At 74.0% G+C, this 26,900-nt stretch carries 19 protein-coding genes; 8 read left to right on the top strand and 11 right to left on the bottom strand.

Annotated features, from left to right (window positions below; genetic code table 11):
- From Q8A52_RS34295 to Q8A52_RS34265, 7 genes are all read right to left on the bottom strand, one after another.
- A partial coding sequence (locus tag Q8A52_RS34295) for a type I polyketide synthase (protein ID WP_316758596.1) occupies positions 1-2,002 on the bottom strand: 2,002 nt, incomplete at its 3' end.
- Positions 2,003-2,057: 55 nt separating this feature from the next.
- Positions 2,058-2,309, bottom strand: coding sequence for a phosphopantetheine-binding protein (locus Q8A52_RS34290; RefSeq protein WP_263213650.1), 252 nt, complete (start codon positions 2,307-2,309; stop codon positions 2,058-2,060).
- A gap of 53 nt (positions 2,310-2,362) precedes the next feature.
- The gene (locus Q8A52_RS34285; protein ID WP_316758592.1) at positions 2,363-3,394 is read right to left on the bottom strand and encodes a methyltransferase; all 1,032 of its coding nucleotides are present in this window, start codon (positions 3,392-3,394) and stop codon (positions 2,363-2,365) included.
- A 33-nt stretch (positions 3,395-3,427) separates the two neighbouring features.
- Positions 3,428-5,242, bottom strand: a complete 1,815-nt coding sequence (locus Q8A52_RS34280; RefSeq protein WP_316758591.1) for a non-ribosomal peptide synthetase — start codon at positions 5,240-5,242, stop codon at positions 3,428-3,430.
- 3 nt (positions 5,243-5,245) lie between these two features.
- Complete coding sequence (locus tag Q8A52_RS34275; RefSeq protein WP_316758588.1) at positions 5,246-6,058, bottom strand: alpha/beta hydrolase family protein; 813 nt, start codon at positions 6,056-6,058, stop codon at positions 5,246-5,248.
- Positions 6,059-6,173: 115 nt separating this feature from the next.
- Positions 6,174-6,959, bottom strand: coding sequence for a thioesterase II family protein (locus Q8A52_RS34270; RefSeq protein ID WP_316758586.1), 786 nt, complete (start codon positions 6,957-6,959; stop codon positions 6,174-6,176).
- Between the two features lie 10 nt (positions 6,960-6,969).
- Positions 6,970-8,451, bottom strand: coding sequence for an amidase (locus Q8A52_RS34265; protein ID WP_316758584.1), 1,482 nt, complete (start codon positions 8,449-8,451; stop codon positions 6,970-6,972).
- A 234-nt stretch (positions 8,452-8,685) separates the two neighbouring features.
- Here Q8A52_RS34265 and Q8A52_RS34260 point away from each other — a divergent pair, with 234 nt between their 5' ends.
- Positions 8,686-9,696 carry an AIR synthase-related protein gene (locus Q8A52_RS34260; protein WP_316758583.1) on the top strand — a complete coding sequence of 337 codons (1,011 nt, stop codon included), beginning with the start codon at positions 8,686-8,688 and terminating at the stop codon, positions 9,694-9,696.
- Positions 9,697-9,726: 30 nt separating this feature from the next.
- On the opposite strand, the gene Q8A52_RS34255 is transcribed toward Q8A52_RS34260, so the two are convergent.
- Positions 9,727-11,052, bottom strand: a complete 1,326-nt coding sequence (locus Q8A52_RS34255) for an MFS transporter (RefSeq protein ID WP_316758581.1) — start codon at positions 11,050-11,052, stop codon at positions 9,727-9,729.
- A 160-nt stretch (positions 11,053-11,212) separates the two neighbouring features.
- Here Q8A52_RS34255 and Q8A52_RS34250 point away from each other — a divergent pair, with 160 nt between their 5' ends.
- The 5 genes from Q8A52_RS34250 to Q8A52_RS34230 all read left to right on the top strand — a co-directional run bounded on the left by Q8A52_RS34250 (position 11,213) and on the right by Q8A52_RS34230 (position 21,053).
- On the top strand, positions 11,213-13,042 hold the full coding sequence (locus tag Q8A52_RS34250; protein ID WP_316758580.1) for a LuxR C-terminal-related transcriptional regulator: 1,830 nt from the start codon (positions 11,213-11,215) through the stop codon (positions 13,040-13,042).
- A gap of 321 nt (positions 13,043-13,363) precedes the next feature.
- The gene (locus Q8A52_RS34245; protein WP_316758578.1) at positions 13,364-14,353 is read left to right on the top strand and encodes an AfsA-related hotdog domain-containing protein; all 990 of its coding nucleotides are present in this window, start codon (positions 13,364-13,366) and stop codon (positions 14,351-14,353) included.
- A 13-nt stretch (positions 14,354-14,366) separates the two neighbouring features.
- Positions 14,367-16,940, top strand: a complete 2,574-nt coding sequence (locus Q8A52_RS34240; protein ID WP_316758576.1) for an AfsR/SARP family transcriptional regulator — start codon at positions 14,367-14,369, stop codon at positions 16,938-16,940.
- Between the two features lie 112 nt (positions 16,941-17,052).
- Positions 17,053-19,380 carry an ATP-binding protein gene (locus tag Q8A52_RS34235; RefSeq protein WP_316758574.1) on the top strand — a complete coding sequence of 776 codons (2,328 nt, stop codon included), beginning with the start codon at positions 17,053-17,055 and terminating at the stop codon, positions 19,378-19,380.
- A complete protein-coding gene (locus Q8A52_RS34230; RefSeq protein ID WP_316758573.1) occupies positions 19,377-21,053 on the top strand; it encodes an AMP-binding protein in 1,677 nt (558 codons plus the stop codon). The genes Q8A52_RS34235 and Q8A52_RS34230 overlap by 4 nt, the downstream gene beginning before the upstream one ends.
- A 215-nt stretch (positions 21,054-21,268) precedes the next feature.
- Here Q8A52_RS34230 and Q8A52_RS34225 read toward each other — a convergent pair whose 3' ends face one another.
- The gene (locus Q8A52_RS34225; protein ID WP_316758571.1) at positions 21,269-22,210 is read right to left on the bottom strand and encodes a polyprenyl synthetase family protein; all 942 of its coding nucleotides are present in this window, start codon (positions 22,208-22,210) and stop codon (positions 21,269-21,271) included.
- A 204-nt stretch (positions 22,211-22,414) separates the two neighbouring features.
- On the opposite strand from Q8A52_RS34225, the gene Q8A52_RS34220 reads away from it, so the two are divergent.
- Together Q8A52_RS34220 and Q8A52_RS34215 are read left to right on the top strand one after the other, a co-directional pair.
- Positions 22,415-22,765 (top strand): hypothetical protein, encoded by a 351-nt coding sequence (locus tag Q8A52_RS34220; protein ID WP_316758568.1) that lies wholly within the window; start codon positions 22,415-22,417, stop codon positions 22,763-22,765.
- Between the two features lie 2 nt (positions 22,766-22,767).
- Positions 22,768-23,670, top strand: a complete 903-nt coding sequence (locus Q8A52_RS34215) for a hypothetical protein (RefSeq protein ID WP_316758567.1) — start codon at positions 22,768-22,770, stop codon at positions 23,668-23,670.
- Here Q8A52_RS34215 and Q8A52_RS34210 read toward each other — a convergent pair.
- Entirely contained in the window at positions 23,635-23,856 is a 222-nt protein-coding gene (locus Q8A52_RS34210) for an MbtH family protein (protein WP_316758565.1), read from the bottom strand. The two genes, Q8A52_RS34215 and Q8A52_RS34210, sit on opposite strands and share 36 nt — an antisense overlap.
- Positions 23,857-23,876: 20 nt before the next feature.
- On the bottom strand, positions 23,877-26,660 hold the full coding sequence (locus tag Q8A52_RS34205; protein WP_316758613.1) for a helix-turn-helix transcriptional regulator: 2,784 nt from the start codon (positions 26,658-26,660) through the stop codon (positions 23,877-23,879).
- Between the last annotated feature and the right edge of the window lie 240 nt (positions 26,661-26,900).

Below are 26,900 nucleotides of genomic sequence, written 5' to 3'. Positions count from 1 at the left end.
CGTCCTCCAGCGACCACAGCCCGGCCACATGCACGGCGGCCAGCTCACCGATCGAATGCCCGGCCAACGCATCCGGCCGCACACCCCACGCCTCCAGCAGCCGGAACAGCGCAACCTCCAAGGCGAACAGAGCAGGCTGCGTGTAACCCGTCTCGTCGAGGCTTGCCCCGCCGAACATCACGTCCTTCAGCGGCCGTTCGAGGTGAACGTCCAGAGCCGCACACACCTCGTCCAGCGCGGCCGCGAACACCGGGAACGCCTCATACAGCTCCCGGCCCATCCCAGCCCGCTGACTCCCCTGCCCCGTGAACAGAAACGCCAACGGCTCCCGCCCACCGCTCGCCAAGGGGGTACTCCCACCGGCGATGGTCTCCAGGCCGGCGAGCAGCTCCTCCCGGTCGCCGCTCGCCACAGCCGTCCGGTACGGGAACGAAGACCGCTGTGTCACCAGCGAGTAGCCCACATCCGCCGGATCCACCTCCGGCCTGGTCACGGCGAACCCGAGCAGCCGCGCCGCCTGCCCGCGCACGGCTTCGGCGGTCTTGCCCGAGACGATCCACGGCACCACTGGCAGCGCCACCGCCTCCACCACCGCCGTCGGCTCCTCGGCCGGAGCCTCCTCGACGATCACATGCGCGTTGGTGCCACTGATCCCGAAGGACGAGACACCGGCACGCCGGGTTCGCTCCCCGGCGGTCCACGGCCGGGCCTCGGTCAGCAGCTCCACCGCGCCCGCCGACCAGTCCACATGCGAGGACGGCGCGTCTACGTGCAAGGTCTGCGGCAGCTGCTCATTGCGCAGCGCCAGGACCATCTTGATGATCCCGGCCACGCCCGCAGCCGCCTGCGTGTGGCCGAGGTTGGACTTCACGGAGCCCAGCCACAGCGGAGCATCCGGGGCACGGTCCTGCCCATACGTCGCCAGCAGCGCCTGCGCCTCGATCGGGTCCCCGAGCCGGGTCCCCGTGCCATGTGCCTCCACCGCATCGATCTGCTGAGCGGTGAGCCGGGCGGAGGCGAGTGCCTGGCGGATGACCCGCTGCTGGGACGGTCCGTTGGGTGCCGTCAGCTGGCTGCTGGCGCCGTCCTGGTTGACGGCCGACCCCCGTACGACAGCGAGCACCCGGTGCCCGTTGCGGCGCGCGTCCGACAACCGCTCCAGCACCAGGACACCCACACCCTCACCCCAGCCGGTGCCATCGGCGGCCTCGGCGAACGGCTTGCACCGACCGTCCGCAGCAAGACCCCGCTGCCGGCTGAAGTCCACGAACGTGTCCGGAGTCGACATCACCGTCACACCACCGGCCAACGCCAGCGAGCACTCACCACCCCGCAGCGCCTGCGCCGCAAGGTGCACCGCCACCAGCGACGACGAGCACGCCGTGTCCACCGTCACCGCAGGACCCTCAAGACCCAGCGCATACGACACCCGGCCCGAGACGACGCTCGCCGCGCTGCCGTTGCCGAGGAAGGCGGAGATGTCCTGGGGAACGTTCTGCAGGTGGGCGCCGTAGTCGTGGTACATGACGCCTGCGAAGACGCCCGTGGCGCTGCCGCGCAGGGACACCGGGTCGATGCCCGCCCGCTCGAACGCCTCCCACGACGTCTCCAGCAGCACCCGCTGCTGCGGGTCCGTGGCCATGGCCTCGCGCGGGCTGATGCCGAAGAAGTCCGCGTCGAAGTCGGCAGCCCTCTCCAGGAAGCCGCCCTCGACGGAGTAGGTCTTGCCGGGGGCGTCCGGGTCCGGGTCGTACAGGCCCGCCACGTCCCAGCCGCGATCGGTGGGGAAGGGGGTGATGGCGTCGCCGCCCGCGGCCAGCAGGCCCCACAGGTCCTCCGGCGAGGTCACCCCGCCGGGGTAGCGGCAGGCCATGCCGACGATCGCGATCGGCTCGTACTGCTTCTCCTCCTCCTCGCGCAACCGCCTGCGGGTGTCGCGCAGTTCGGTCGTGGCCCTCTTGAGGTAGTCGAGGAGCTTCTGTTCGTTCGACTCATTCGACATGCGGTCGTCCACCTGTAGGAGAGGAGCGGGAGGGAGGCTGGAAGGTGCTGAGAGGTCAGCTCACGGCTGCGGCGCGCAGGCCGGACAGCGTTCGCCAGAGCGCGCCCGGGGTGCTGAACGTCTCCATGGACAGCGCGTCGTCGGTGAACTTGACCTCGTAGGTGTTCTCGATCTCGATCAGCAGGTCGACGATGCCGAGCGAGTCGAGGCCCGCGTCGCGCAGGTCGAGGTCCTGGGTGAAGGGGGCGTCCTCGGGGAGGAAGCCGAGGTGGGGGCGGACGAGGCCCTCGAACTGGTCGTCCCACATGGCGGGTTGGTCCTCTCTGGAGGCGGGTGGGGGTTGCCGGGCGGCGGGGTGGGTCAGTCGCGGGTCGCGAGCACGCATTCGACGACGCTGTGCTCGGTGGAGAGATTGCGGATCGACCGCACCTCGAGGCCGGCGCCCTCGGCCTGCCCCCGCATGTCCTCCTCGGACCGGATGCGCGTGCCCTCCTCGCAGACCACCATCTGGAACAGCGAGCGGATCGCGGAGGCGTTGTCGTGGCCGAGCAGTGGCTCGATGACGAAGAGGACGGGTTCGGCGGCGAGGCCCTCGGACTCCTCTACGGTGCGCGCCATGGCGCGCTGGACCGTCTGGAGGATGCGGGTGCTGCTGTCGGGGCTCCAGTTGTGCAGGACGTTCTTGAGGAAGTAGGCGTCGGCGCCGCTCGGGACCTCTTCGAAGAAGTCGGCCTCGGCGAAGGAGAGGCGGCGGATCAGGTCCTGGTCGCCGGACTCGTCGAGGAGCTGGGCGCCGCGCTTGGCGACGTCGGCGCGCTCGGCGACGGTGCCGTGGATGTCGGGGTGGGCGGCGAGGATGCCCTTGAGGAGGTGACCGCTGCCGCCGCCGACGTCGATGACCTTGGAGATGCGGGAGAAGTCGAAGTCGCGGGCGAGTTCTGCGGCCGCCGGGCGGGTGATGTCGGCCATGGCCTTGTCGTAGACCTCGCCGGCGTCGGTGTCCTTGTCCATGTAGGCGTAGATGGACTCGCCGTACTCGGAGCGGGAGGCGGGCTTTCCGGTCTTGACGGTGGTGAGCAGGTCGCGCCAGACGTCGTAGTACATCTCGCCGCCCAGCACGCACCAGTAGCGCATGGACTGCGGGTGGTCGTCGCGCATCCGCTCCGAGGTCTCGGTCTGCTCGAAGGTGCCGTCCTCGCGCTCGTGGAACACGCCGACGATGCCCAGGACGCGCAGCAGGTAGAGCACGCCGTCCGGGTTCGCGTCGGTCAACTCGGCGAGTTCGGCGGGGGACTTGGGGCCGTCGGCGAGGTGGTCGGCGATGCCCAGCCGGGCGGCCACGCTGAGGGACCGGGAGATCCAGCCCATGCCGGCGAGCTGCAGCAGCTCCATCGTGTCTCCAATTCCTGGTGCTTGTCGGGAGGGTCAGTGCGAGACCAGTGCCTCGCTCAGGCGGCGCACCGTGCGGTGGTCGGCGATGTCCTGGAGGCCGATGCGGATGCCTTGCCTGCGGGCCTTGTTGGCGACCTGGGCGGCGCCCAGGCTGGTGCCGCCCAGGGCGAAGAAGTCGTCGTCGAGTCCGGCCTTGGCGGCGCCGGAGAACGTGGCGAACAGGTCGCACAGCAGGACCTGTTCGGGGGTTTCGGGCGCCTGGTACGTGGTGACGGCGGCGAAGTCGGGGGCGGGGAGGCGGTCCGCCTCCAGCTTGCCGTTGGCGTTCAGGGGCAGGGTGTCGAGGGTGAGGAAGGCGCTGGGCACCATGTAGTCGGGCAGGGTGTCGGCCAGGTGTGCCTTCAGCTCGTCTCCGGCGGGCGCGGGCGACGGGCCGGCGGGTGCGATCGCGTCGGCCGGGACGACGTAGGCGACGAGGTGGGTGTCGCCGGTGCCGGTCCGGTGGACGGTGACGGCGGTGCGGGAGACGGCGGGGTGGCGCAGCAGGGCCGACTCGATCTCGCCGAGCTCGACGCGGTAGCCGCGGATCTTGACCTGGCCGTCGAGGCGGCCGAGGAAGGAGAGGGTGCCGTCGGGGGCGCGGCGCACGCGGTCGCCGGTGCGGTACATGCGGGTGCCGGGCGGGCCGTAGGGGTCGGCGACGAAGCGCTCCGCGGTGAGGGCGGGGCGGCGCAGATAGCCGCGGGCCAGCTGGCCGCCCGCGATGTACAGCTCGCCGTTGTCGGTGTGGCGCAACTGCTCGTCCAGGACGCGCAGTTCGCTGGTCCACGTGGGGTGTCCGATGGCGACGGCGCCGGGCGGGAGGTGTTCGCCGGGGCGGACGGCGTGCACACAGCAGCCGACGGTGGCCTCGGTGGGGCCGTACTCGTTGAGGACGGTGACGTGGGGGTGGCGGGCACGGAAGGCCTCGACGGTCTCGGAGAGCAGGAGTTCGCCGCCGACGACGAGTTGTTCGGTGGGGGCCGCCTCCGGCGGGAGCGTGGCGAGCAGGGCCATGTGCGACGGCGTGACCTTGAGGAGGGCGGGGCTGGGGCCCGGTTCCTCCAGCGTGCCGATGCGGATGGTGCCGCCGGTGGTGAGGGGCGCGTACAGGGTGGTGACCGTCATGTCGAAGGCGACGGAGGAGTGCAGCAGGGTGGTGCGGGCGGCGCTCGGGTAGGTGCCGCGGGCGTAGTCGAGGTAGGCGGCGAGCGGGCGGTGGGTGACGACGACGCCCTTGGGGCGGCCCGTGGAGCCGGAGGTGTAGATGACGTAGGCGGGGTGGTCGGGGTGCAGCGGCCGGACGCGGTCGGTGTCCCGTGGGTCGGCGGTGGGGGCGGCGGCGATCTCGGCGCGGGTGGCGGCGTCGTCGAGGAGAACGGTGGCCGCGGGGCCGGCCGGGGCGGCGCTGCCCGTGTGGGTGAGCAGGGCGGCCGGGCGGGCGTCCTCGGTCATGAGGGCGAGGCGCTGCGCCGGGTTCTGCAGGTCGAGCGGCAGATAGGCGGCGCCGGCCTTGAGTACGGCGAGGAAGGCGGTGACGAGCTCCGCGCCGCGCCGCATGCCGACGGCGACGATGTCCTCCGGGCCGAGGCCGAGGGAGATCAGGTGGTGGGCCAGCTGTGCGGACCGCTCGGCGAGTTCGCGATAGGTGACGGTGGTGTCGCCGTCGACGAGGGCGAGGGCGTCCGGGGTACGACGAGCCTGCTCGGCGAACAGGTCGGGAAGCAGGGTGGGGTGGCCGGGGGCCGTGGGCTCCGTCGCAGGCCGGCCGGGCGCGGCAACGGCGGCGGCGGTGGTCGTCGTCGCCATCGGTCACCCGGCCTTGCCGGTCGTGGGGACGGGGGTCTCGGCCAGCAGCCGCTGCAGTGCCCGCGCGGTCTCGGCGGAGCGCAGGAGGTCGTCGTGGGCTACGGCGATGCGCTCTTCGCGGCCGACCGGCTGGTCCGGCGCGGTCGTGGTGAGCGCCGTGGCGGTGGACCAGGCGGGCAGCGGGCTGAGGGTGGTGGCCGCGGTGAGGTAGGAGACCAGGGAGACGAAGGCGCCGGAGAGCTCGTCGCGGATGTCCTCGTCCAGGTCGAGGCGGTCCGCCGCGGCGGCCACGGCGGCCGTGAAGGTGTCTGCCAGTTCGCGTCCGGCGACCGGGAGCCGGTCGTCCCCGTACTGCGCCTCGAGGGCTTCGCCGCGGGCGTGGAACGCGTCGAGTTCGGCGGGGGTGAGCAGCGCGGCGAGGGAGTCGCCCGCGGTGTGGAAGTCGTCGTACAGGCCGCTCGTCGCGGGGAGTTCGGGGTCGAGCAGGATGAGCCGGGGGGCGGGCTGCCAGTCGGCGATGCGTTCGGCGAGGGCCGCCGCGAAGACGCCGCCGGCGCAGTAGCCGAGCACCGCGTCCACCGGGGCGCCGGAGGCTCTTACCTCGCCCAGCCACCAGTCGAGGTAGGCGTTTCCGGTGGGCGGGACCTGGTCGTCGGGGCCCGGGGGCCGGCTCGCCCAGAGGGTGAGCGGCGGTTCGAGGAGCGGGGCGAGGTCGGCGAATTGGGCCGGCGCGCGGCTTCCCGCGGCGAAGTCGACCGCCAGCAGGAGACCTTCGCGCTCTCCGCTGCTCAGCGTCTTCCACGCTATTCGACTCACGGCGATTCCCTATTCCTGTCCTCGGGCCACAAAAAGAGAAATTCGTGGCAGCGGTGAACTTCACGCTAGATGCGGGTGGTCGTGGTGCGGACCCCTAGACGGGGCGGGGTCACCCCTATCCTCGGACCGTGGCGGTGGCGGCGATCCGCGAGGTGATGGCGTCGAGGACCTCGCGCTGCCGGTCGGCGAGGTAGAAATGGCCGCCGGGAAACGACTGCACCTCGCAGTCGGCGGTGGTGTGCCCGGCCCAGGCGTGGGCCTCGTCGAGGGTGGTGTTGGGGTCGGTGTCGCCGATCAGGACGGTGACGGGGCAGTCGACGGTCACCCCGCGGTCGACGCGATAGGTCTCCACGGCCTTGTAGTCGTTGCGGATCGCGGGCAGCGCGAGCCGCATGATCTCCTCGTTGCCCAGGACCCGGTCGTCGGTGCCGCTCAGCTTGCGCAGCTCCCTGAGAACGCCCTCGTCGTCGCGGGTGTGGACGCGGTCGTCGCGGGTGCGGGAGGGGGCGCGGCGGGCGGAGGCGAACAGCCGGGCCGGGGCCGGGAGTCCGGCGTCCCGGAAGCGGCGGGCGATCTCGAAGGCGACGGTGGCGCCCATGCTGTGGCCGAAGAGGTACAGCGGCCGGTCGGCATGGTGGCGCAGTTCCTCGAAGGCGAGCCGGGCCAATTCCGGGACGTTGTCGATCAAAGGTTCCCTACGGCGTTCCTGACGGCCCGGGTATTGCACGACCAGGACGTCGATCCCAGGGGTCAGCTCCTTGGCGACGGGGAAATAGAAACTCGCCGAGCCGCCCGCGTGCGGAAAGCAGATCAGGCGGGGTGCGTCGGCGACGGCGGGGTGGTAGCGGCGAATCCAGTCACTTTCCGCGGTGGTCTGCACCGGGCTTTGCTGCGTCGTCATGAGGAGCACCTCAGTTCTCGTCTTGGTACATCTCGTGTGCGGGGTCGCGGAGTTCCGGCAGGAATCCGAAGAGCATTTCGGTGAGCTGCCACTGCCCGGCGAACTCGGCGAGTTCGGCTTCGGGCACGGGCACTTTGGCCCGGTGCAGTGCCGCGCCCAGCTGCCGCCGGGTCTCCGCCTCGGAAGGGGCGCCCTGCGGCAGGGCGACGGGAGCGGGCGGGGTCGCCGGGAGCGGGGCGGGGGCGCGCAGATGCCAGTCGGTGTGCTGCTGGAAGGCGTCGGCCACGGCGAGCAGGGCGCGGTCCGTGCCGGGCCCGCCGGCCAGTTGCAGGGACAGCGGCAGTCCGGCGGTGTCGAAGCCCATCGGCAGGGCCACGGCCGGGAACCCGACGGCGCTCCACAGGCTGGGCAGCCAGGACACGGTGGCCAGGCCGGCGGGGTCGTCGTAGCGGGGGGCGGCGGTGGGCCAGGTGGGGGTGGCGAGGGCCTCGAGTCCGTCGAGGCGGCCGCGCAGCGCGGCCGCGCCCCAGGTGCGCACGCGTTGCGCGTGGACGTACACGGAGGCGGGGATCAGGCCGCCGAGCACCAGGGTGCGCCGGAACGGCCGGCCGTACTGGTCCCAGCGGCCGCGCAGCCCGGCGCCGTGCCGGTCGAAGCCCTCGGCGAGCAGGGTGATGAGCTGGGCGGCGAACAGCGGGTACAGCTCGGGCAGTTCCACGCTGACGACCTTCGCGCCCTGGTCGCGGAGGCTCTCGAGGGCGGTGTCGAAGGCCTCGCGGCACTCCGGGGACAGCTGCCCGGACTCCTCCAGGGCGCGGTCGGGGACGCCGACGCGGATGCCGTCCAGGTCGGCGCGCCAGGCGGGCTCGGGGGTGTCCCAGGCGGCGGCGACGCCGAGGGCGCGGGCCGCTTCGCGGACGGTGCGGGCCAGGGTGCCGACGGTGTCGAGGCTGGGCGCGAGGGGGTGACAGCCGGTGGTCGGGACGAGGCCGTGGGTGGGCTTGACGCCCGTGACGCCGCACAGCGCGGCGGGGATGCGAATGCTGCCGCCGGTGTCGGTGCCGAGGCCGACGTCGAACAGGCCGTGGACGAGACCGGCGGCGCTGCCGCTGCTGGAGCCGCCGGGGTAGCGGTCGGGGTCCCAGGGGTTGCGCGGCACCGGGAACGGCAGGGCCGGGTCGGGGCGGCCCAGGGCGTGCTCGGCGGCGGTGGTCAGGCCCAGCGGTACGGCTCCGGCGTCCCGCAGGCGCCGTACGGCCTCGGCGTCGCGGCCGCGGTGCCAGTCGGTGTCGTGCACCTTGCTGTGGGCCGTGGGGACCGCCTCACGGGTGGCGAAGACGTCCTTGACGCCGAGAGTCACGCCTCGCAGCGGGCCGGCGCCGGCCGGTTCCGCACGAGAGCTGTCGAAGCGGCGCACGAACACCCCGAGCCGTTCGTCGAGACGGTCGGCGGCGGCCTGCTGCCGCTTCACCCGCGTGCTGACGTCCACCATGGCCGCTCCGTAGATCCGCCTGCTGCCCGGGCCTTCCGGGTCTTCGACCCTAGGAACGGCGACCGCCCGGGCAGTCCCCCTTGCCGGACCCCTTAGCACCCCTGAATCGCCACCCCTGCCTGCGGGTTGTCCGTGATTTCCCGGGCTACCGTGGCGGTGACGCGGGGGCAGACTGACGCAGACTGGTGGTGGGACAGGCCGCCGCGTTCCCGGGTCCGGAAAGGGGGGATTTCCTTGCTGCGGGACGATGTTCCCCTGCCCGTGGGCCAGGTGGCGCTGCGCGACGAGCGGGGTGCCAAGTCACCGACCCGTGTCTTCGTCTCGGCGCTGGGCGATCTCTACGATCCCGAGCCCGTCCCGGAGCCCGGGCCGCTCGCCCTGCGCACCGTGACGTCCGTGGTGGATCCGCCGTTCTTCGGCAACGGCGACATCGGGCGGCTCGCGGTGTGCGCGGCCGTCAACGCGCTCGTGGTCGCCGGTGCGGAACCGCGCCGGCTGGCCCTTGCCGCCGTCGTGGAGGCGGGGCTGCCGACCGCGCTGCTGCACCGTGCCGCGGAGTCCGTGCGGGAGGCGGTGGGGGAGGCCGGGGTACGGGTCGCGGCGGTCGACGCGCGGGTCGTACGGGCCGGTGAGGTCGACCGACTCGCGCTCACGGCAACGGGGTTCGGGGTGTTCACGCACCCGCCACTGGACCCCGGCGCGCTGCGCCCGGGTGACCGGATCCTCGTCTCCGCGCCGCTGGGCAGCCATGCGGTGCATGTGCTGTCGCTGCGCGCCGGGCTCGGCTTCGAGTACCACGTGCCCAGTGACGTGGCTCCGCTCGGCGGACTGCTCGAGGCGGTCCACACGGCACTGCCGCCGGGCGCGCTGCGGGCGGCCGGGATGGTCGCCGAGGGCGGACTCGCGGCGGTGCTGCGGGAGTTCGCGGGGCGCTCGGGGTGCGCGGTACGGGTCGACGAGGCCGCGCTGCCGGTGCCCTACGGCGCCCGGGAGGCCTTCGACGTCCTGGGCCTCGACCCGCTGTACGCGGCCGGCGCCGGCTGTGTCTGCCTGGTGGTCGACCCAGCGGCGGAGGCCACGGCACTGACCGCGCTACGGGGCCGGCGCAACGGGCGCCTGGCCACGACTGTCGGCTCGGTCACGCCCGGCCCGCCCGGCACGGTCGAACTCCGGTCGACGGAGGGCCACATGGCGCCGCTTCCCGCTGACCGGGACGAGGACGGCGCTCCGGCACGGCTGCTGTGACGCCGCCCCACTCGTCGCGGGGCCCCGCCGTCAGGCCCGGCCTCGCACGCCCCGGCCGAGTACCGCGGCGGCGATGAGTGCCGCTGCCGCCGGGGTCAGCGCGATGCCGACCAGGATGCCCTCGTGCGCCGTGGCCGACTGAGTGACGGCGTGGCCCGTTCCTGAGGAGACGTAGCCGAAGAGCGCGAGAATCAGGCCGTAGAGGAAGGGCCCGACCGCCAGTCCCAGGGTCTCGCAGGTCGTGAAGAGGCCGGCCGACACACCTGCCGCGCGCAGTCCCTCACCCGCGATGCAGTCCTGCAACATCGCGTAGAGGAAGAGCAGTTGCCCGGCGTGTCCGGCGCCGGCGAGGGCCATCACCGGCAGTACGAGGGGCAGGGGCAGGGCGGGGGCCGCGAACAGCAGCAGGCAGCCCACGGCGAAGACGGCGCACGCCCAGCGGTAGCCCGCCCGGTGGCCGACACGGGCCCCGAGCCGGGTCCAGGCACGCACGGTGAGCAGGTTCGGTGCGACGAACGCGGCGACGAGCAGTCCCGTGGCGGCCCTGTCGCCGAGGATGTGCTCGCTGAAGTAGGGCGCGCCGGCGGTCAGTCCACCGGTCGCGACGGACTGGACGACGACCCCGACGAGCAGCGCGGGGAACGCCGGTACCCCTCGTGCGAGGGCGAGTTGGCGGCGCAGACCGGGCCCTGCGGGTCTCGCGGCACCCCGGGGAGCGCCCTTGATGCCGATCAGCACTCCCGCCGTGCCCACCAGCACGCACACCGCGCCGAACAGCCCTACCAGTCGGTGCCCCGGTACTCCCCCGCCGCCCGCTTCGGCCAGCGCGGGTCCGGCGGCGCCGATGAGCAGCGCGGAGACGGCGATCACGGCGACTCGGCCGGCCACCAGGGCGAGCCGGTCGGCGGGCCGGTCGGTCACTTCGGCCGGCAGGGCGGAGTAGGGGACCTGGAAGAAGGCGTATGCGGTGGCGGCGAGGAAGAAGCCCACCGCGGCCCACCATGCCCCGGCGGAGGCGGGTCCCGGTGCCGAGAACGTCAGCGCGAACGCGACGGCCACGCCGACGCCCCCGCCCAGCAGATGGACGCGGCGGCGCGGCCGACGGTCACCGGCGTGACCCACGAGCGGCCCGAGCAGGGCGTTCCACACCTTGGGGACGAGGATCACGGTTCCGGCGAGCGCCGCGCCGACGCCGAGCGTGTCGGTGAGATACGGCAGCAGCAGGAGGCCCGGCAGCGTGCTGAACGCACCGGTGACCAAGGCCCCGGAGGCGTACCCCGCCCGCAGTCCACGGCTCGCGCCGGGCGCGCGGGGTGCCGTCACCGGGCGGGTGGCGGGTTCCGATTCGACAGCCATGGTCCGAGCCTGACCCCGTTCGGACAGTGTCAGTAGTCCGGGATTCACCCGACACCTCAGGGACTTCCTGTCGTGCAACTACCGGACATGGGACCGCTCTTGGAGTCCGGGGGGCGGGTGGGAGATGGTCACGGTGACCAAGGGGGAGGCTGAGGCCCGGATGCGTATCGACGAGGCCCTGGACACCACGGCGCGGGCCGGCGCCGAGCTGCTGAGCTTCGCGGCGAGCGGCTTGCACCGCGAGGCCGCGGCGGCCGCGTCGCTGCTACGACTGCTGCCGCCCGACGACAACGAGGGGAAGCTCCTGCGTGCCCGGGCCCTGGTACTGGCCGGCCTGCCGGAGTCCGCACTGCGGGTGTACGCGACCATGCCATGGACCGCTCGGGATGCCCCGGTACGCGCAACGGCGTTACGCCTGCTGGGCCGTTGGGACCAGGCCGAACAATGCCTGGAGCGGTCGGCCCCGGCCCTGCGCACCCTGACGGCCACGGCATCGGCCCTGGAATGCGCCGCGCTGGCCCTGGACCGGGGGGAACCGGTCCTGGGGCGCACGGCACAGCAATGGGCCCACAAGGCCCTGCACGAAGCCGAATTCGGGGCCGCGGTCGGGGAAGGGGGCGAGGCGGGAGCCAATGCTGGGACCGGGACGCGAGCCGAGGTCGAGGCCAGGGCCGGAGGCGGGGCCAAGGCCACGCTCGGAGTCGAAGCCGGAGCCGAGCCGGGAGCCGGGACCGAAGCCCGAGCCGAGGTCGAGGACAGGTCCGGCGTCGAGGCGGGATCCGAAGCCGAGGCGGGAGCCAAGGTCGGACCCGAGGCCGAGGTTGAGCCCACGCCCCGGGCAGGAGACCATGCCGGAGCCGAAGTTGGGGCCTGGGCAGGAGCCCGGGCCAGAGGCAGGGCCGAGTTCGAGACCGGGGCCGATGCAAGAGCCGACGTCGGAGCCGGGGCCCGAGCCTGCGCCGGCACTCGAACCGAGGCCAGATCCAGGGCCGAGGTCGAGACCAGGGACGAGGCAGGAGCCGAGGTCGAAGCCCGGGCGGAGGGCGTAGCCGGGGCCAAGGCCAGGGCCGAATCCGAGGCCCAGGCCGGAGCCGAAGCCGGCGCCTGCACTCGAACCGAGGCCGGAGCCGAAGCGGGTCCCGAGGCCGAGGCGGGCGCCGGAGCCAAGGCCTGGACCGGCGTCGACATCGTCTACGCCCGCTGTCTGCTCGCCGCCGCCTACGCCGCCGTAGGCCGTTTCGGCGCCGCTCTCGACGCCGCCGACGCCGCGGCACAGGTGCTGGACGGGCTCGGGGAGGACGCGCTGTTGCGGCGGCTCGACGCGGTGTACCGGCTGGCCGATGCGCTGTTCTACACGGGGCGCAGGCACGAGGCCGAGCGGCGGCTCGGGGAGGCGTTGGTCCGGGCCCGGGACGCGGCGCAGGAACATGTGGCGGGCCGGCTGGAGCTCGGGCTCGCCCGGGCCCGGCTCGCGGCGGAGGATCTGGCCTCGGCCGGCCGGTGGGCCGAGCGGGCGGCCGAGTCGGCGCGCCGTACCGGCGGGGTCCCGCTGGCCGTGGACGCGGCGCTGTGTCTGGCCCAGGTGCGGCTGGCGGCGAACGACACCGCTGGCGCCCTGGACGCGGCGGAGACGGCGGTGCGGGCAGCGCGCCCCCTGGGCGGGGTGTGGCGGGGCCGGGCGGCCGCCCGGCTGCGGGAGGTTCGGATGGTCCGGGAGCACGAACGGCCGCCCGCGGCCCTGAGCGACATGGCCGAGGTGAGCAGTGTCGGGCCGTCCCTCGACGCGCTGAGCGGGCGCGAGGCGCAGGTGGCCGTCCTGGTCAGCGAAGGGTGTACGAACCAGCAGATCGCGGCGCGGCTCCGGCTCAGCCCGAAGACCGTCGAGACGCATCTCAGCCGCATCTTCAAGAAGCTCGGCATCACCTCGCGCGCCCAGGTCGCACACTGGGTCGGACTGACCGCGGGCCCCGCCCGGGACGACGGGGGATGACGTCCGGGGGCGGGGCGGGCGACCGGCACGGGCACGCTGTGACAGGGGGTGGTCGGGTGCGACCGCGCCATGACGCCCACCGTGCCGCCGCCCGCCTGAGCGGGGCTAAAGCGGGGGTTGCCCGCAGGCAGGCCCGACACCCCAACTAACTGCCGTGCAACTTGCTGCCACCGTCCCCGGCTGGCATCCGGCACCTCGATCTCCGCACCCTGGTGTGCCTGGGCCGTCCGCGTGGCGGCCACGGGGACAGTGCGCGCCGCAGGTCGGGCCCTCCCCAAGCTCTGTGAGCCGGGAGCGCTCCCAACGCGCCGAGGAGAGACCATGACTGTCGACACGACGAGCACCGCCGTCCAGGGGCTCAAGTACGCGACCCGCCATCTGATCCACTGCCCGACGTCCTGGGAGCACTACCTTCTCGACGCGCCCAGCAGCGGCGAGGAGAACTTCGTCCTGGCCGGCTCGGTGCCCACCGGGCACCCGCTGTTCAACGACGGTCCCGGCCACTTCCACGACGCGCAGTCCGTCACGGAGGAGGTGCGCGAGGTCGGCGAGTTCGTGGGGCACCGGTACTTCGGTGTGCCGCGCGAACGGCCCGGCCTGTTCTACCGGTTCGCGCTCTCCCTGACCGATCTGCGGGCCTGGCGCGCCGGCGACACGGAGCCGCCCCGGATGACGACGCAGCTGACCGCTCGGCCCGACCATGTGATCGGCGGGGTGCCGCGCGGGCTGACGTTCTCCGTCGACGTGCGCATCGACGACGTCCCGTGCTGCACCGGCAGGGCGGGGCTGGTCTTCCTCATGCCGACGCTGCACCGCAACCACATCGACCACAGCCGCCGCGCGCTGCGTGCCGCCCCCGAGCTGGACGACGTACCGGACGGCGCGGGCTGGCCCGTCGACCCGGCCGAGATCGGCCGCCGCGCCCCCGGCAACGTGGTGGTGTGCGAGCCGAGCATGTCGGCGCACGGCCGGTTGACGACGTGGATCCTGACCCGCGGTGACAACCCTGCACTCGCCCCGTCCGCGGACGGCCAGGTCTCCGGCCTGCTGCTCCTGGAGGCGCTGCGCCAGACCTCGGTCCTCACCGCGGGCCGGGCCAGCGGCGTCGACCCCGGCCGGGCCGTGGTGGCCGACTGGGACGTGCACTTCCGCGGGTACGCACAGGCGGGGCTGCCGCTGCGCTGTGTGGCGGTGCCCGGGCCGCTGGAGCGGGACACCGAGGGGCGTCCGTCGGTGCCGGTGACGCTGACCGTGACCCAGCACCGGCGCGCGGTGGCCGAGGCCCGCACGAGCGTCGTGCAGGATCTGTGACGCGGGTGCCGTGATGAGGTTCCGCATCCTCGGCCCGATGGAGATCGAGGGCAGCCCGGGCCCCGGCGTCTCGTACACGCCCCGGGCCGCGAAGCTGCGCGTCGTCCTCGGCGCGCTGCTGGTGCGCAGCGGCGAGGTGGTGTCCGTGGAGGCGCTGACGGACGAGCTGTGGCAGGACGATCCGCCGCGTACGGCCACCACCACGCTGCAGGTGTACATCTCGCAGCTGCGCAAGCAACTCAACACCGCCCAGGACGGGTTCGGCCGGGAGGCACTGGTGACCCGGCAGCCCGGCTATGTGCTGCGCCTCGAGCCGGACCAGCTGGACCTGACCCGGTTCGAGGCGCTGCACGCGAGCGGCCGGCAGGCTCTGGAGGCGGGCGACTTCGCCCGGGCGTCGGCGCTGCAGCGGCAGGCGATCGATCTGTGGCGCGGTCCGCTGCTCTCGGACACCCCGCACGGACCGGCACTCGACGCGGCGGCGGTCCGGCTGGAGGAGGCGGGCGTGGCCGCGCTGGAGCAGCGGGTACGCGCGGATCTGGAACTGGGCCGGCACCGCGATCTGATCGCCGAGCTGCAGTCGGTGACGACGCGGTATCCGTTGCGCGAGGAGTTCCACGGGCATCTGATGCTGGCGCTGTTCCGGGCCGGCCGGCAGGCGGAGGCGCTGCACGCGTTCGGGCAGCTGCGCCGCACCCTGGTCGAGGAGCTGGCGATCGAGCCGGGCCCGGCGCTGCAGCAGCTGCACCGGCGGATCCTGGAGGGCGACGCGGGTCTGCTGGTCGACGAGGCGGCGCCGTCCGGAGCGGTCACGGTGAGCCAGGCGCGCGGCCGGCCCGTGGCGCTGCCCGCCGCGGACCCGGCCTTCACCGGTCGCGAGGACGAACTCGCCCGGGTGGTACATCTGTTGACGTCGTCACCGGCCGGTACGTGTGTCGCCGTGGCCGGGATGCCGGGCGTGGGCAAGACGGCGCTGGCCGTGGAGGCCGCGCACCGGTGCGCGGAGGCCTTCCCGGACGGGCGGCTGTTCGTCGACCTGGAGCCGGAGCCGGGCCGTCCGCTCACTGCGGCGCAGGCGCTGACGCGGCTGCTGCGGCGGGCGGGCGAGAACGGCCCGCTGCCCGAGGCGGTGGAGGATCTGCGCGACGCCCTGCACACCTTCCTCGCGGGCCGGCGTCTGCTCCTGGTCCTGGACCACGCCGGTTCCGAGGCACAGTTGCGCCCCCTGCTGCCGACCGGCGAGGGCTGCCGGGCCCTGATCACCATCCGCCGTACGCCCGCTTCGCTCGCCGCGGTCCGCACGGTGTCGCTGGCGCCGCTGCCGACGGAGGCGGCCGGTGCGCTGCTGGCGGCGGTGTCCGGCGGGGGACCCGGCGAGGTCGCGGACGCGGCGCGGCAACCCGCCCCGGCCGCCGCCGATCCCGGTGCGGCTGCCCTGCTGGAGGTGGCCGGTCTGTGCGGCAATCTTCCGTTGGCGCTGCGCAGCGCGGCGGCGCAGCTCGCGGCTCGCCCGCACTGGACACCGCAGACGCTCGCCGCCCGGCTGCGGGACGCCCGGGACCGCCTGGACGCCCTGCGGGTCGGTGAACTCGACGTGCGCGAAGTCCTGTTGACCGGGTGCGCGGCGGCGACGGCGGAGCAGCAGCGGTCGTTCCGGCTGCTGGCCCTGCTGCCGGACGCCCCGTTCGAACTCGGCCCGGCGGCGGCGGTGCTGGGCCTCGGCACCGACGCGGCCGGCCGGGTCGTCGAGGGTCTCGTCGACGCGCGTCTGCTGGAGGCCGACGACTCGGGCCGTTATCGCTTCCACCCGCTGCTGCGACTGCTCGCCGCCGAGTTGCTCGCCCGGCACGAACCGGAGGACTCGACCCGGGACTCGGCGGGCCGCCTCGCCGAGGCATACGCGGACACCGTGGCGTCCGCGGGCCCCTCGGCCACCGCCGGCACCGGCCTGGCGGCCTTGGTCGGTGTGCTCCGCACGGCGCATGCGCACGGCGCCTGGCAGGCGGCGCTGCGGCTGGCCGACACCCTGTCGGGCGGCCTGGAGTCGCATGCCGCGTGGCACTCGTGGCGGACCGCGCACACGCTCGGATTGGACGCGGCACGGCGGGCGAGGGACCGGGCGGGTGAGGCGCGGATGCTGCGCTCGCTGGGTGACCTGGCCTGGCAGCAAAGGGAGTTGACCCGCAGCGAGGAACTGTACGAGGCGGCCGTGCGGGCCGCCCGTGGCTGCGCGGACGACCACGAGCACGGGCGCGCGCTGGTGGGTCTGGTCGACGTACGGCTCGACTCGGGTGCGTACGTCGAAGCGGGCGCGCTGCTCGACACCGCGCTCGGCTCGCTGCCGGATCGTTCCCCGGCCCGTTTCGACGCTCTGCGCGCGGGGGCACTGCTCGCCCTGGACCTGGGGGACGAGGCGACGGCGACGGCCCGTTTCACGGCCTGCCGCGATCTGGCGACGGCACTGCGCGACCGGCGGCTGGAGGCGTATGCGCGGCGCTGCCTGCGTCGTCTGTCCGACATGCCGCGGGAGCCGGAGCCGGCGGTCGAGGTGCGGCCGGGCGTGTGGCGGCTGCGTGAGGCGGCGTAGCGCAGCCTCGAGGCCGGATACGAACCGCCGTGTTCAAGACCGAACCGCCGTGTTTAAGCCGGACTTTGTCCGCTGCGGCCACTCTGCTCCCAGCCGTCTCGAGGGGGAAGCCATGACCGTCACACAGCAGGCCCCGAGCGCACCGGGGATACGCCCGGCGTCGGCGGGGAGCGGGCGCGCCCTCGTCGGAAGGGACGCCGAACTCCTCGTACTGCGCGGCAGACTGGCCGATCCGGACGCACGTCTGGTGACGCTCACCGGGCCCGGTGGTGTCGGCAAGAGCGCGCTGGCCGCGGCCTTCGAGGCCGCGCCCGGGCAGTTCCGCGGAGTGCGTACGGCGGATCTGGGGCCGGCCGCCTCCGCCGACGAGGCCGCGGCCACCGTGCTGCGCCTGGCGGCCGAGCTGCGCCGCGTCCCGGGTGACACGGCCGCCCTGCTGGTGCTCGACGGCTGCGACCACCACGGCGAGCCGCTCACCACGGTGCTCGGTGAACTCCTCACCCCGGCGGGCCGGTTGACAGCGCTGGCCACCTCCCGCGAGCCGATGCGCGTGGCGGGTGAACGGCTGCTTCCCGTACGGCGGCTGCCGGTGCCCCCGCCGGGCGCCGACGACCCGGACGAGCTGGCCGGCAACGCGTCGGCCGCGCTGTTCACGCGGGCGGCGCGCGACGCGGTGCCCGGCTTCGCCCTCACCGAGGAGAACACGGCCGCGGTCGCCTCCCTGTGCGCCCTGCTCGAAGGGCTGCCGCTCGCCCTGGAGCTGGCGGCGGGCCGGCTGCGGCTGTTCACGCCGCAGGTGCTGCTCGCGCGGCTGCGGCACCGCGGCGGCGCTCTGACCGCGCTGTCCGGCGGGCCCTCGGGCGCTCCCGCCCGGCACCGTTCGCTCGCGGCACTCGCGGCGTCCGCCGTCGCGGGCCTGAGCCGCGATCAGCTGGCGCTGCTCGGCCAACTGTCCGTGTTCGAAGCGGGATTCGGGCTGCCGATGCTGGAGCGGGTCTCGCCGCTGCCGCGCGCCGACACCGATGCCGTGCTCGACTCGCTCCTCGACCGGAGCCTGGTCCTCGCCCTCGACCAGGAGCAGGGCGAACCGCGGTTCGCGGTGCCCGAGCCGGTCCGCTCCCACATGGCCGAGGAACTCTCCGCCGACGGGCTGCTCGACGCGGCCCTGGACCGGCACGCCGCCGCGTACCGGCAGCTGGTCACCACCGTGGAACCCCGCCTGACCGGGCCCCGGCAGAGTCACTGGCTGCACGTGCTCGCCACCGAGCACCGCAACGTCGTGGCCGCGCTGCGCCGGCTGCACCAGAGCGGTGCGGCCGAGGACGTCGCCTCGCTGGTGCTCGCGCTGCGCACGCCCTGGCTCGTACAGGGACATCTGAAAGAGGGGGTGGAGTGGTGCGACGCGGTGGGCCAGGACGAGGAGCCGGGGCCGGACGGCTCGGCGCCCCGGCCCGCGCTGTCCGAGCCGCTGCGCGCCCGGCTCGTCGACCTCTCGGCCACGTTCACGCTGGCGCTCGGCGACGCCGATCTCGCCGTACGGCGCCATCGCCGGGCCCTCGCCCTGTGCAAGCGGCTCGGCGACCGCCGGCAGACGGCGCTCGTGTCGGCGCGGATGGGGCTGGCGCTGCTGCGGTTCGGCGATCCCGCGGGTGCCGTCGCCGCCCTGGGGCCCGCGGTGACCGCCCTCGAGTCGCTGGGCGCGGCCGCGGCGGCGGCCGACGCGACGGTCGCGCTGGCCGCGGCGCTGCGGACGCAGGGTGACACCCGCAAGGCACGGGACCTGCTGGAGAAGAGTCTCGACGCGCACCGCAGGGTCGCGGACGCGCGCGGCCTCGCGGCGGCGCTGCGGGAGTGGGCGAGCGCCGCCGCGGAACGCGAGGACACGCAGGGCGCGGCGCGCGCGCTGCGCGAGTGCCTGGAGCTGTACGGCTCGCTCGGCGAGCGCACGGAACTACCCGGGGCACTCGAGGAGTTGACTCTGCTGCGGTGGCGTACCGATCCCTCGGCGGGTCCCCGGGCGACGCGCACCCTGGCGGCCTGCGCCGCCCTGCGCCGGGCGCTGGGCAGCGTCCCCACGCCGGCCCGCCGGGCCGCCGTCGACGAGGCCCTCGGCACACTGCGTTCCCGCATGCACGCCTCCGGGTATGCGGCGGCCTGGGCCGAGGGCCTCCGCATGGCGCCCGCCACCGCTCTCGAGGAGGAACTGGCCGCGCCCGATCCCGACTCGCGCCCCGCGGCCCCCACGCCGGAGGCGCAGCCGCTCACCCCGCGCCAGGTACAGGTGGCGATGCTGGTCGCCGAGGGCCTGACGAACCGCCAGATCGCCGCCCGGCTGGACATATCGGAGTGGACGGTCGTCAATCACGTGCGGCAGATCATGCGCCGGCTGGGCTGTGCGACCCGGCTTCAGGTGGCCTGGTCGGTGGGCCGATGGACATGACGGCGCACGCTCCCCTGCTGGGTCCGCTGCCGGACGGTTCGAGCGTGCCGCCGGACGTCGCGGAGCGCTGGCGCGCGGCCGGGCTGTGGCGCGGCGAGAGCTTTGTGCACGACGTGCTGCGCACCGCTGCCGCGCACCCCGACCGTCCGGCCTTCGTCGGTCACCGCGCCCACCGCCCGGAGGGCCGTCGGTCGGTCACCGTGTCGTACGCCCGACTCGCCCTCTGCATGGACCGGTTCGCGGCCGCGCTGCGTTCGCTCGGGGTGGCCGAGGGCGATCCGGTGGCCCTGCAGCTGCCCAACTGGTGGGAGGCCGCGGCGCTCACGCTCGCCTGCTGGCGGATCGGGGCCGTGGTGGTGCCGGTGCTGCCCGGAGTCCGCGCCCCCGATCTGGAGCGCATCCTCACCGCCACGCAGGCCCGGGTGTGCGTGGTGCCCGACCGCTGGGAGGAGTACGGAAACGCGGAAGTCCTGGCCGAGCTCGCGCACCGGCTGCCGTGGCTGCGGCGCCGGGTGGTGGTCGGCGACGCGGCGGCGACGGCTGCCGTGGACTTCGGGACGTACTTCCTGCGCACCGCCCACGAACGCGGCCCGCACGCCCGGGAGTTTCCCCTCTCACTGGCCTCGCCCGACCGGCCCGCGCTGCTGCTGACCGTCATGGGCATGGGCGAGGACCACGGCGCGGTCGTGCACACGGGCAACACCCTGTACGCGGGTCTCGCGGCGCAGCGCGACGACGCTGCGGCGACGGGGCCGGACGCCGGTGTCTTCGCCTCCCCTCTTCCGCTCACCTCCCTCGCCGCCCTGCTCTACACGGTGTGCTGGCCGCTCGCGGCGGGTGGCACCGGGGTGTTCCAGGACGTGTGGGACCCGCGCGTCTTTCTCGGCCTGGTCGAGTCCGCCGGAGTCGGCCAGGTGTACGCCACTCCCGCGCACTGGGCCGAACTGCTCGCGGCGCAGCGGCAGGAGCCCCGCGATCTGTCCGCGCTGCGGCTCGTCCTCACCGGTGGACGCGTCGGCACGCCCGAGGCCCTCCTCGGGGAACTGCGGGCGGAGCTGGGCGTCCGGGTGCGCAGCGTGTGGGGAACGCCCGAGGCGGGTCTGGGCGCCCTGTCGCACGGGTCCGGGGAGCAGCCGCTGCCAGGACTCGAGGTCGCGCTGACGGAGGGCCGGCTGCGGGTGCGCGGCCCCTCGGTCGCTCCGGCGGCCTGGCGGCACGGGGGCGCCGTGGCGGCGGCCTGGGACGGCTCGGACGGCTGGCTGGACACGGGGGACGTGGCGACCGTGGGCCGGCCCGGCGAGGTCACTGTGGTGCGGCGCGCCGACGAACGCACCGGTGGCCTCTTCGTCGTACCGGTGGACGAGCTGGAGGAGGGGCTGCGTGCGCATCCCCGGGTGCGTGAGGCCGCCGTCGTGGAGTACACGGACGCGACCTACGGGGAGATGCCGTGTGCCGTCGTCGTCCCCGCGCTCCAGGAGGAACCGCCGGGGCTGGTGGAACTCCGCGACCATCTGGCCCGGCGCGGACTGACGGAGGCGTTCCTGCCCACCCGTCTGGAGCTGGTCGGCTCCCTCCCCCGGGACCCGAACGGCGAACTCCGCAAGGAGGCCCTGCGCACCTGGCTCGCCCGACTGCGCCCCGGCACCCCCCGCCCCCGCCCCGAGGGCGTGTGACAGGCGACCGCCACACCCCCGACAGCGGAGCCTCGCCCGCCGTCCGCCCCGCCCGGCCCACCAGTTCCCGGATCATGCGCTCGGCCACATCCCGCTCGTCACCGTCGAGCAGCGCCTCGCGCAGCAGCTCGGCATCCCAGGCAATACGCGGGCCCCACCCCGAAGGCGTGTGACAGGCAACCGCCACACCGGACGGACAGCCCACCCGACGCGCCTCACTCCGAAGCCACCCGCAGCCCGAACGACGCCAGCTCCCCGCGCCACACCCCCGACAGCGGAGCCTCGCCCGCCGTCCGCCCCGCCCGGCCCACCAGTTCCCGGATCATGCGCTCGGCCACATCCCGCTCGTCACCGTCGAGCAGCGCCTCGCGCAGCAGCTCGGCGTCCCAGGCGTACTCGGGGCCCCCGTCGAGGAAGCCGCGCAACCGCCAGGCGGCGTGCAGGGCGCCGGAGTAGGCCTCGTAGACGGGGGCCAGGTCGTCCCGGCCCGCCAGCGCGGCGCCGATCAGCAGCGGGGCGCGCAGTGCGTACCAGCCCGCCCGGCAGCCGCTGTCGCAGCCGGAGACGCACCGGCCGGGCCACGGGTCGTCGAGGTAGGCCGCGGTCATGGCCTCGCGCGCGTACATGCCCACGCAGCGGTCGGCGCGCAGCTCGTCCCAGTGCGCCCGCGCGCTGCCGGTCAACGCCCCGGCCAGCCGGTCGGCGCAGGCCAGCGCGAGGTCACCGGCGAGCGTCGCGGTGTACGCGCCGTACCGTCGCGCGTCGCCGCCCCAGCCGCCCCGCTCGTGCTCGGCCGCGCGCGCCACGTGCAGGGCCGGCATGCCGCGCCGTACGGCCGCGTTGTCGTGCACGTCGGAGCGCAGCAGCGTGGCGGTGTCCAGCAGTTCGAGCGCGGCGGCCGTGTCAATGGCGCGCGGGTCGTCCGGGGCTCCGCCCGCCGCGAGGTAGCCGGTGAACAGCACCACGGGACGCACCCGTTCACCGCCCGCCGCGACCAGTTCGGCCAGCGACTCGACGAGGACGGCGGCGCGCGCGTGCCCGGAGTGGCGCCGGTACTCGTCGTTCAGCACGGAGCGCAGTCTGGCCTCGACCCGGTCCAGCATCTCCTCGCGCTGGTGCGCGGGAGCGGGCGTCCTGTGGTCCTGATCCGTGATCATGGCGGCCTCCTGCTGGGCTTACGGATTGCGACCGACCCTGCCGGATGCGTCACGGGACCACAATGCGGGAAGCGGACGTTCCGCGTCGTTCCCGGTGCCGCCACGGGGCGCATGACGGTTCCCTGCCATGCCCACCGGCCGTGCGGCACGACCTTGCCATGCGCTTGCCACAGCCCATCCGCCGCTTTAGCGCCATGGCGCTATATGGACACGCTGCTCGACACGCAGACCGGCTCCGGCCCGGCCAACCGCTCGTCCTCAGGAGAACTCATCGTGAACAACTCCCCGGCGAACAGCTCCATGTCGAACAACAGCAACAGCGCCAACTCCTCCGACAACAACAACAGCAACATCAACAACAACATCAACAACTCTGCGATGGTCGGCGACTCCGACGCCCCGCGTCTGCAGAGCGTGACCGCCACGGACATCAACGCCCTTGCGGAGGACCTGTCGATCGTTGCCAACGAGAACAACAGCAACGCCGACAACGGCAACAACGGCAACAACGGCAACAACAACGACAGCAACTCGAACAACAACATCAACAACTGACCGTGGCACGCCAGCGGGGCGGGGCGCACCGGCCCGCCCCGCAGCACGACCTCACCGGCGACCCCCAGGCCGTCGCCGCCTATCGCGACGAGCGCAGGCGCCTGCAGCGCGAGGCCGTCCTCGGCACCGGTGAACTGATCGAGACGCTGCTCCACGAGCGCCGCACCCGGCTGGCCGCACTGCGGCAACTGCCTTGGGTCCGGCGCTTGTTCGATGTCACGCACCATCAGGTACGACAGGTCCTCGCGGCCCCGCGCTACGCGGCCGTATTGCCGCTGCGCCGCTCCATGCTCGTGCACCTGGCCGAGCTGCCCCTGCCGCTGCCCGCCGACGACCTGATCCTGAGCCATCCCACCCACGCCCCGGCCGCGGAGATCCTGCCGGAACTGCCTCAGCTGCGTCCCTGGCGCGACCGGGTGCTCCGCATCCTGACAGAGTCCTCCCTGGAGGAGCACGGCACACCCTTCCGCACCGTCGGCCCCCCGCACGCCGCAGTGATCCTGGGCGCCGACGGCCCGACGGTCGCGGCGCTGGCCGGCGTCGCCCACGAACTGGGCCACTGCCTGTACGAACGGGCCCGCCCGGGCACCGGCATCCGTGCCCGGCTCGCCTCCGAGCGCCTCGCCCACCGGCTGGAGGAGCAGCTCACGGCCGTATACCTGAGGGAGCACGGCAGTGCCGAGGAGTGCCGCCGATGGTGGCTCTACCAGCGGCAGGTCGACGCGTTCAATCTGCACTACTTCGAGCTGGAGCGGGCGCGGATGTACGAAGAGGCGGACACGGTCGAGGAGTTGACGACCGAGTCCGCCTCCGCGCTGCGCGAGTCCCTGTTCATCGTCCCGGGCAGCCAAGCGGTGTACGCCAGGGCGTCACTCGCCCGGCTGCCCGTCGACGGCCCGCAGTGAGGCGGGCCGCGGATCGGTCCAGTTGCGGTCGATGTGGTCGAGCACGGCCTGCCGGGACGACTCGGCGAGAGCGACCCGCCAGCCGGCGGGCACCTCGGCGGCGGCCGGCCACACCGAGTACTGGCCCTCGTCGTTGACCAGCGCCAGATAGCCGGCGTCGGGGTTCTCGAACGGCGTACCGCTCACGGTCGTACTCCTTGTGTCTGTCACGCGAGGTCCAGCGCCTCGCTGAACGGCAGGTCCACGGGCAGGTCCTGACGGCGGGTGATGTTCAGCTTCCGGTAGACGCGGGTCAGATGCTGTTCGACCGTACTGACGGTGATGTACAGCTTCAGCGCGATCTCCCGGTTGGTGTGGCCGTGCACGGCGAGCAGGGCGACCCGCTTCTCGGACTCGCTGAGTTTCGCGTCGAGTTCGGCGTGGGTCGTGCGCCGGGAGCCGTCGGGCGGTTCGACGGCGCCTGCCCGGCCGGGCAGTATCCGCTCGCGCAGGGTCTGCGCGCCGCACTCCTTGGCCAGGTGCCAGGCGCGCCGGTTCACCATGTTGGCCCGGGCCGGATCGCCGCACTCCTTGAACGCCGCGCCCAGATCGGCCATGGCCCGGGCGAGTTCGAGCCGGTCCCCGGAGCGGCGCAGCTCGTCGACGGAGCGGGCTAGCAGCGCGGGCCGCTCGGCGGGCGGGCCGAGGGCGGCCTTCAGCCGGAGCGTGAGGCCGTTCACCCAGGGGTGCGCGACGTCCCGCGAGGCGAGCTGGTCCGCGACCAGCCGTGAGGCCTGGCGGACCTCACCGAGCTGGAGCAGCGCCTCGGCGGCGTAGGTCCGCCAGGGCAGTACGACGGGCCGGTCGATGCCCCAGCGGCGCATCGCCCGTCCGATGTCCAAATAGTCGGCGAGCGCGGCCTGGTAGCGGTTGGTGGCGAAGTAGTAGGCGCCGCGTGCCTTCAGATGGGCGAGCAGCGGCAGGCTTCCGGCGAGGCGCTCCGGCTGCGGACGGCACACCTCGCGGCCCGCGTCGTCGTGACGGCCCATGGGAGTGCGTGCGGCGGCCAGCGTGGCGCCGGCCCAGCTGTGGAAGAGGCTGTCGTCGTGCTCGGGCACGGAGGCGCGCGCCTCCAGGGCGAGCTCCTCGGCTCCGGGCAGATCGCCCTGGCGCAGCAGCACTTCGGCCCGGGTGAGGGCGAACACGGCCTGCCAGCCGGGCGCGCCGCGGCGGGCGGCCTCGTCCAGGTAGGTCTGGGTCCACGGCAGCGCACGGCGCGGCCCGTCGAGGTGCAGCAGGGCCCGCAGCGCCTGCAGTACGGGGGCGAGCGTGCTTTCGGCGAGGCTGGTGCGGCGCAGCAGCGCCTCCGCGCTCTCCACGGCGCGAGTCGAGCGCTCCCACTCGGGCACGCCCCAGAACGCGGCGGCCCAGCCCGGTCCCTGCGGGGCGGGAGCGGGATGCGTCGCCGTGGGCGCGGGGGCCACCGTGCCCGCCGGGGCGGGCCTGCGCTGTGTTGCGGGCTCCCGCTGGCGGGGCAGGGTGACGGGCGGTGAGGGACGCGGGGACCAGTGCGGGAAGGCGGACAGACCGTCCAGCGGTACGCGCCTCGGGTCGTCCAGCGGTACGCGCCTCGGGTCGTCCCAGGAACTGCCCTCCCCCGCTTCGGCGTTGACGCCGAGTTCCCGGAGCACCTCGGCCGTCTCGTCGATCCGGCCCTGGGCGACCAGGAGGCGGGCGAGCCGGGCCGCGACGGGTGCCGGAAGCCGGTCGGCGCGCACGGCGGCGAGCGGCTCGGTCAGCTGCGCTTCCGCGGCGGCCGGGTCGACGGCGAGCACCGCGGCGGCCAGCGCGGTGCGCAACTCGGCGCTCTCCACCGGGTCCTCGGTGCCGGTCAGGGCGGCCTCCAGGCACTCCAGTGCCTGCCGGTGTTCCCCGTCGGCCAGCAGCCGGTCCGCGGCGGCGCGCAGCACCGGCCCGGCCCAGGCGGGCGCCGGTACGCCGGCCGCGAGCAGTAACGCCGCGACGTCGGTGGCCGAGTGCCCCTGCGTATGGGCGAGTTCGGCGGCTCTCAGATGCCGTCGTGCGCGCACGCCGACGCCCAGATGGTCGAGTACGGCCGTGCGCGCGGCGGGGTGCCGGAAGGCCGTGCCGTCGAGGAGTCCGGCGACGCCCAGGACGTCCAGGCACGTCTGCGCCTCGCCCTCGGAGAGGTCGAGCAGGGCGGCGACGGAGGAGGGTGCGGCGAGGGTGCCGAGCACGGCGACCGCTCCCGCGACGTCCTCGGTCCGGCTGCCGCAGCGGCGCAGACAGGCGAGATAGGCCTGGACGAACGCCCGGCCGGGCCCGCCGTCCTCGGTCAACGCCCGCAGCAGCAGAGGGTTTCCACCGCTGAGCGCGTGTGCCTCGGCCGCGGTGGGACTCATGACTCCGGCCCGCTCCAGCGTCGCCTCGACGTCCTCACGGGTGAGCGGTTCGAGCCGTATCCGCGCGAAGCCCGGTCTGCGCAGCAGGTCGGTGCCGAGTTCCGGGTCGTCGGTGCGCTCGTGCGGTGATTCGGCCAGCACCAGCAGGACCCTCGCCTGCCGCAGCCGGCCCGCCAGGTGGAGCAGATAGTGGCGGGACGGCTCGTCGACGAGGTGGAGGTCGTCGACACAGATCGCCACCGGTGTGCGCTCGGCGAGCCGCTGCACCGCGGTGGCGAAGGCCTGGCGGGCGGCGACGCGTCCGGCCCCTGCCGACGCCTCAGGAGCGGGCGGCACGACGCCGAACGCGCCCTCGGGGGCGGCGGCCGTGAGCTGACCGACCACCCCGAAGGGAATGTCCCGTTCCGCCCTGGTCCCCTCCGCCCGCAGCACCAACAGCCCGGAACACGTGGCCATTTCTGTTACGGATTCAATCAACTCGGTCTTTCCGCAGCCCACCGCGCCCTCGACGAGCACGATCCTGGCCGCCCCGTCGACGGCCTCCCGCACTGCGGATTCCAGCAAGCGGATTTGATTTTTCCGGTCCATATGCATCGCCGCCGCCTCGCCATCCCCCGTTGTTAAGGAAGCCGAAAATCCACTGGGAATTCCTGGATCACCGCCGGGATCTCCCCATGACTTTCTCCAGCCGCCCCCATGCTTTCCCCAAGACAACGCAAAGCGATTCCTTTGCGCGGGGCAACCGTCCTTCAAGACGCCAAGTCTACGCAGCACGTTGGCCCGCCCCGGTGACCGAAAGTTGCACGGCAGCAAGTCACCTCGGCCACC

Origin of the sequence: Streptomyces herbicida (assembly GCF_032656585.1) — a bacterium.
In the GTDB taxonomy this organism is placed as follows: Bacteria; Actinomycetota; Actinomycetes; order Streptomycetales; family Streptomycetaceae; genus Streptomyces; species Streptomyces herbicida.
The sequence above is the reverse complement of the archived record's forward strand: the minus strand, read 5'-3'. Positions and strand labels throughout refer to the sequence as shown.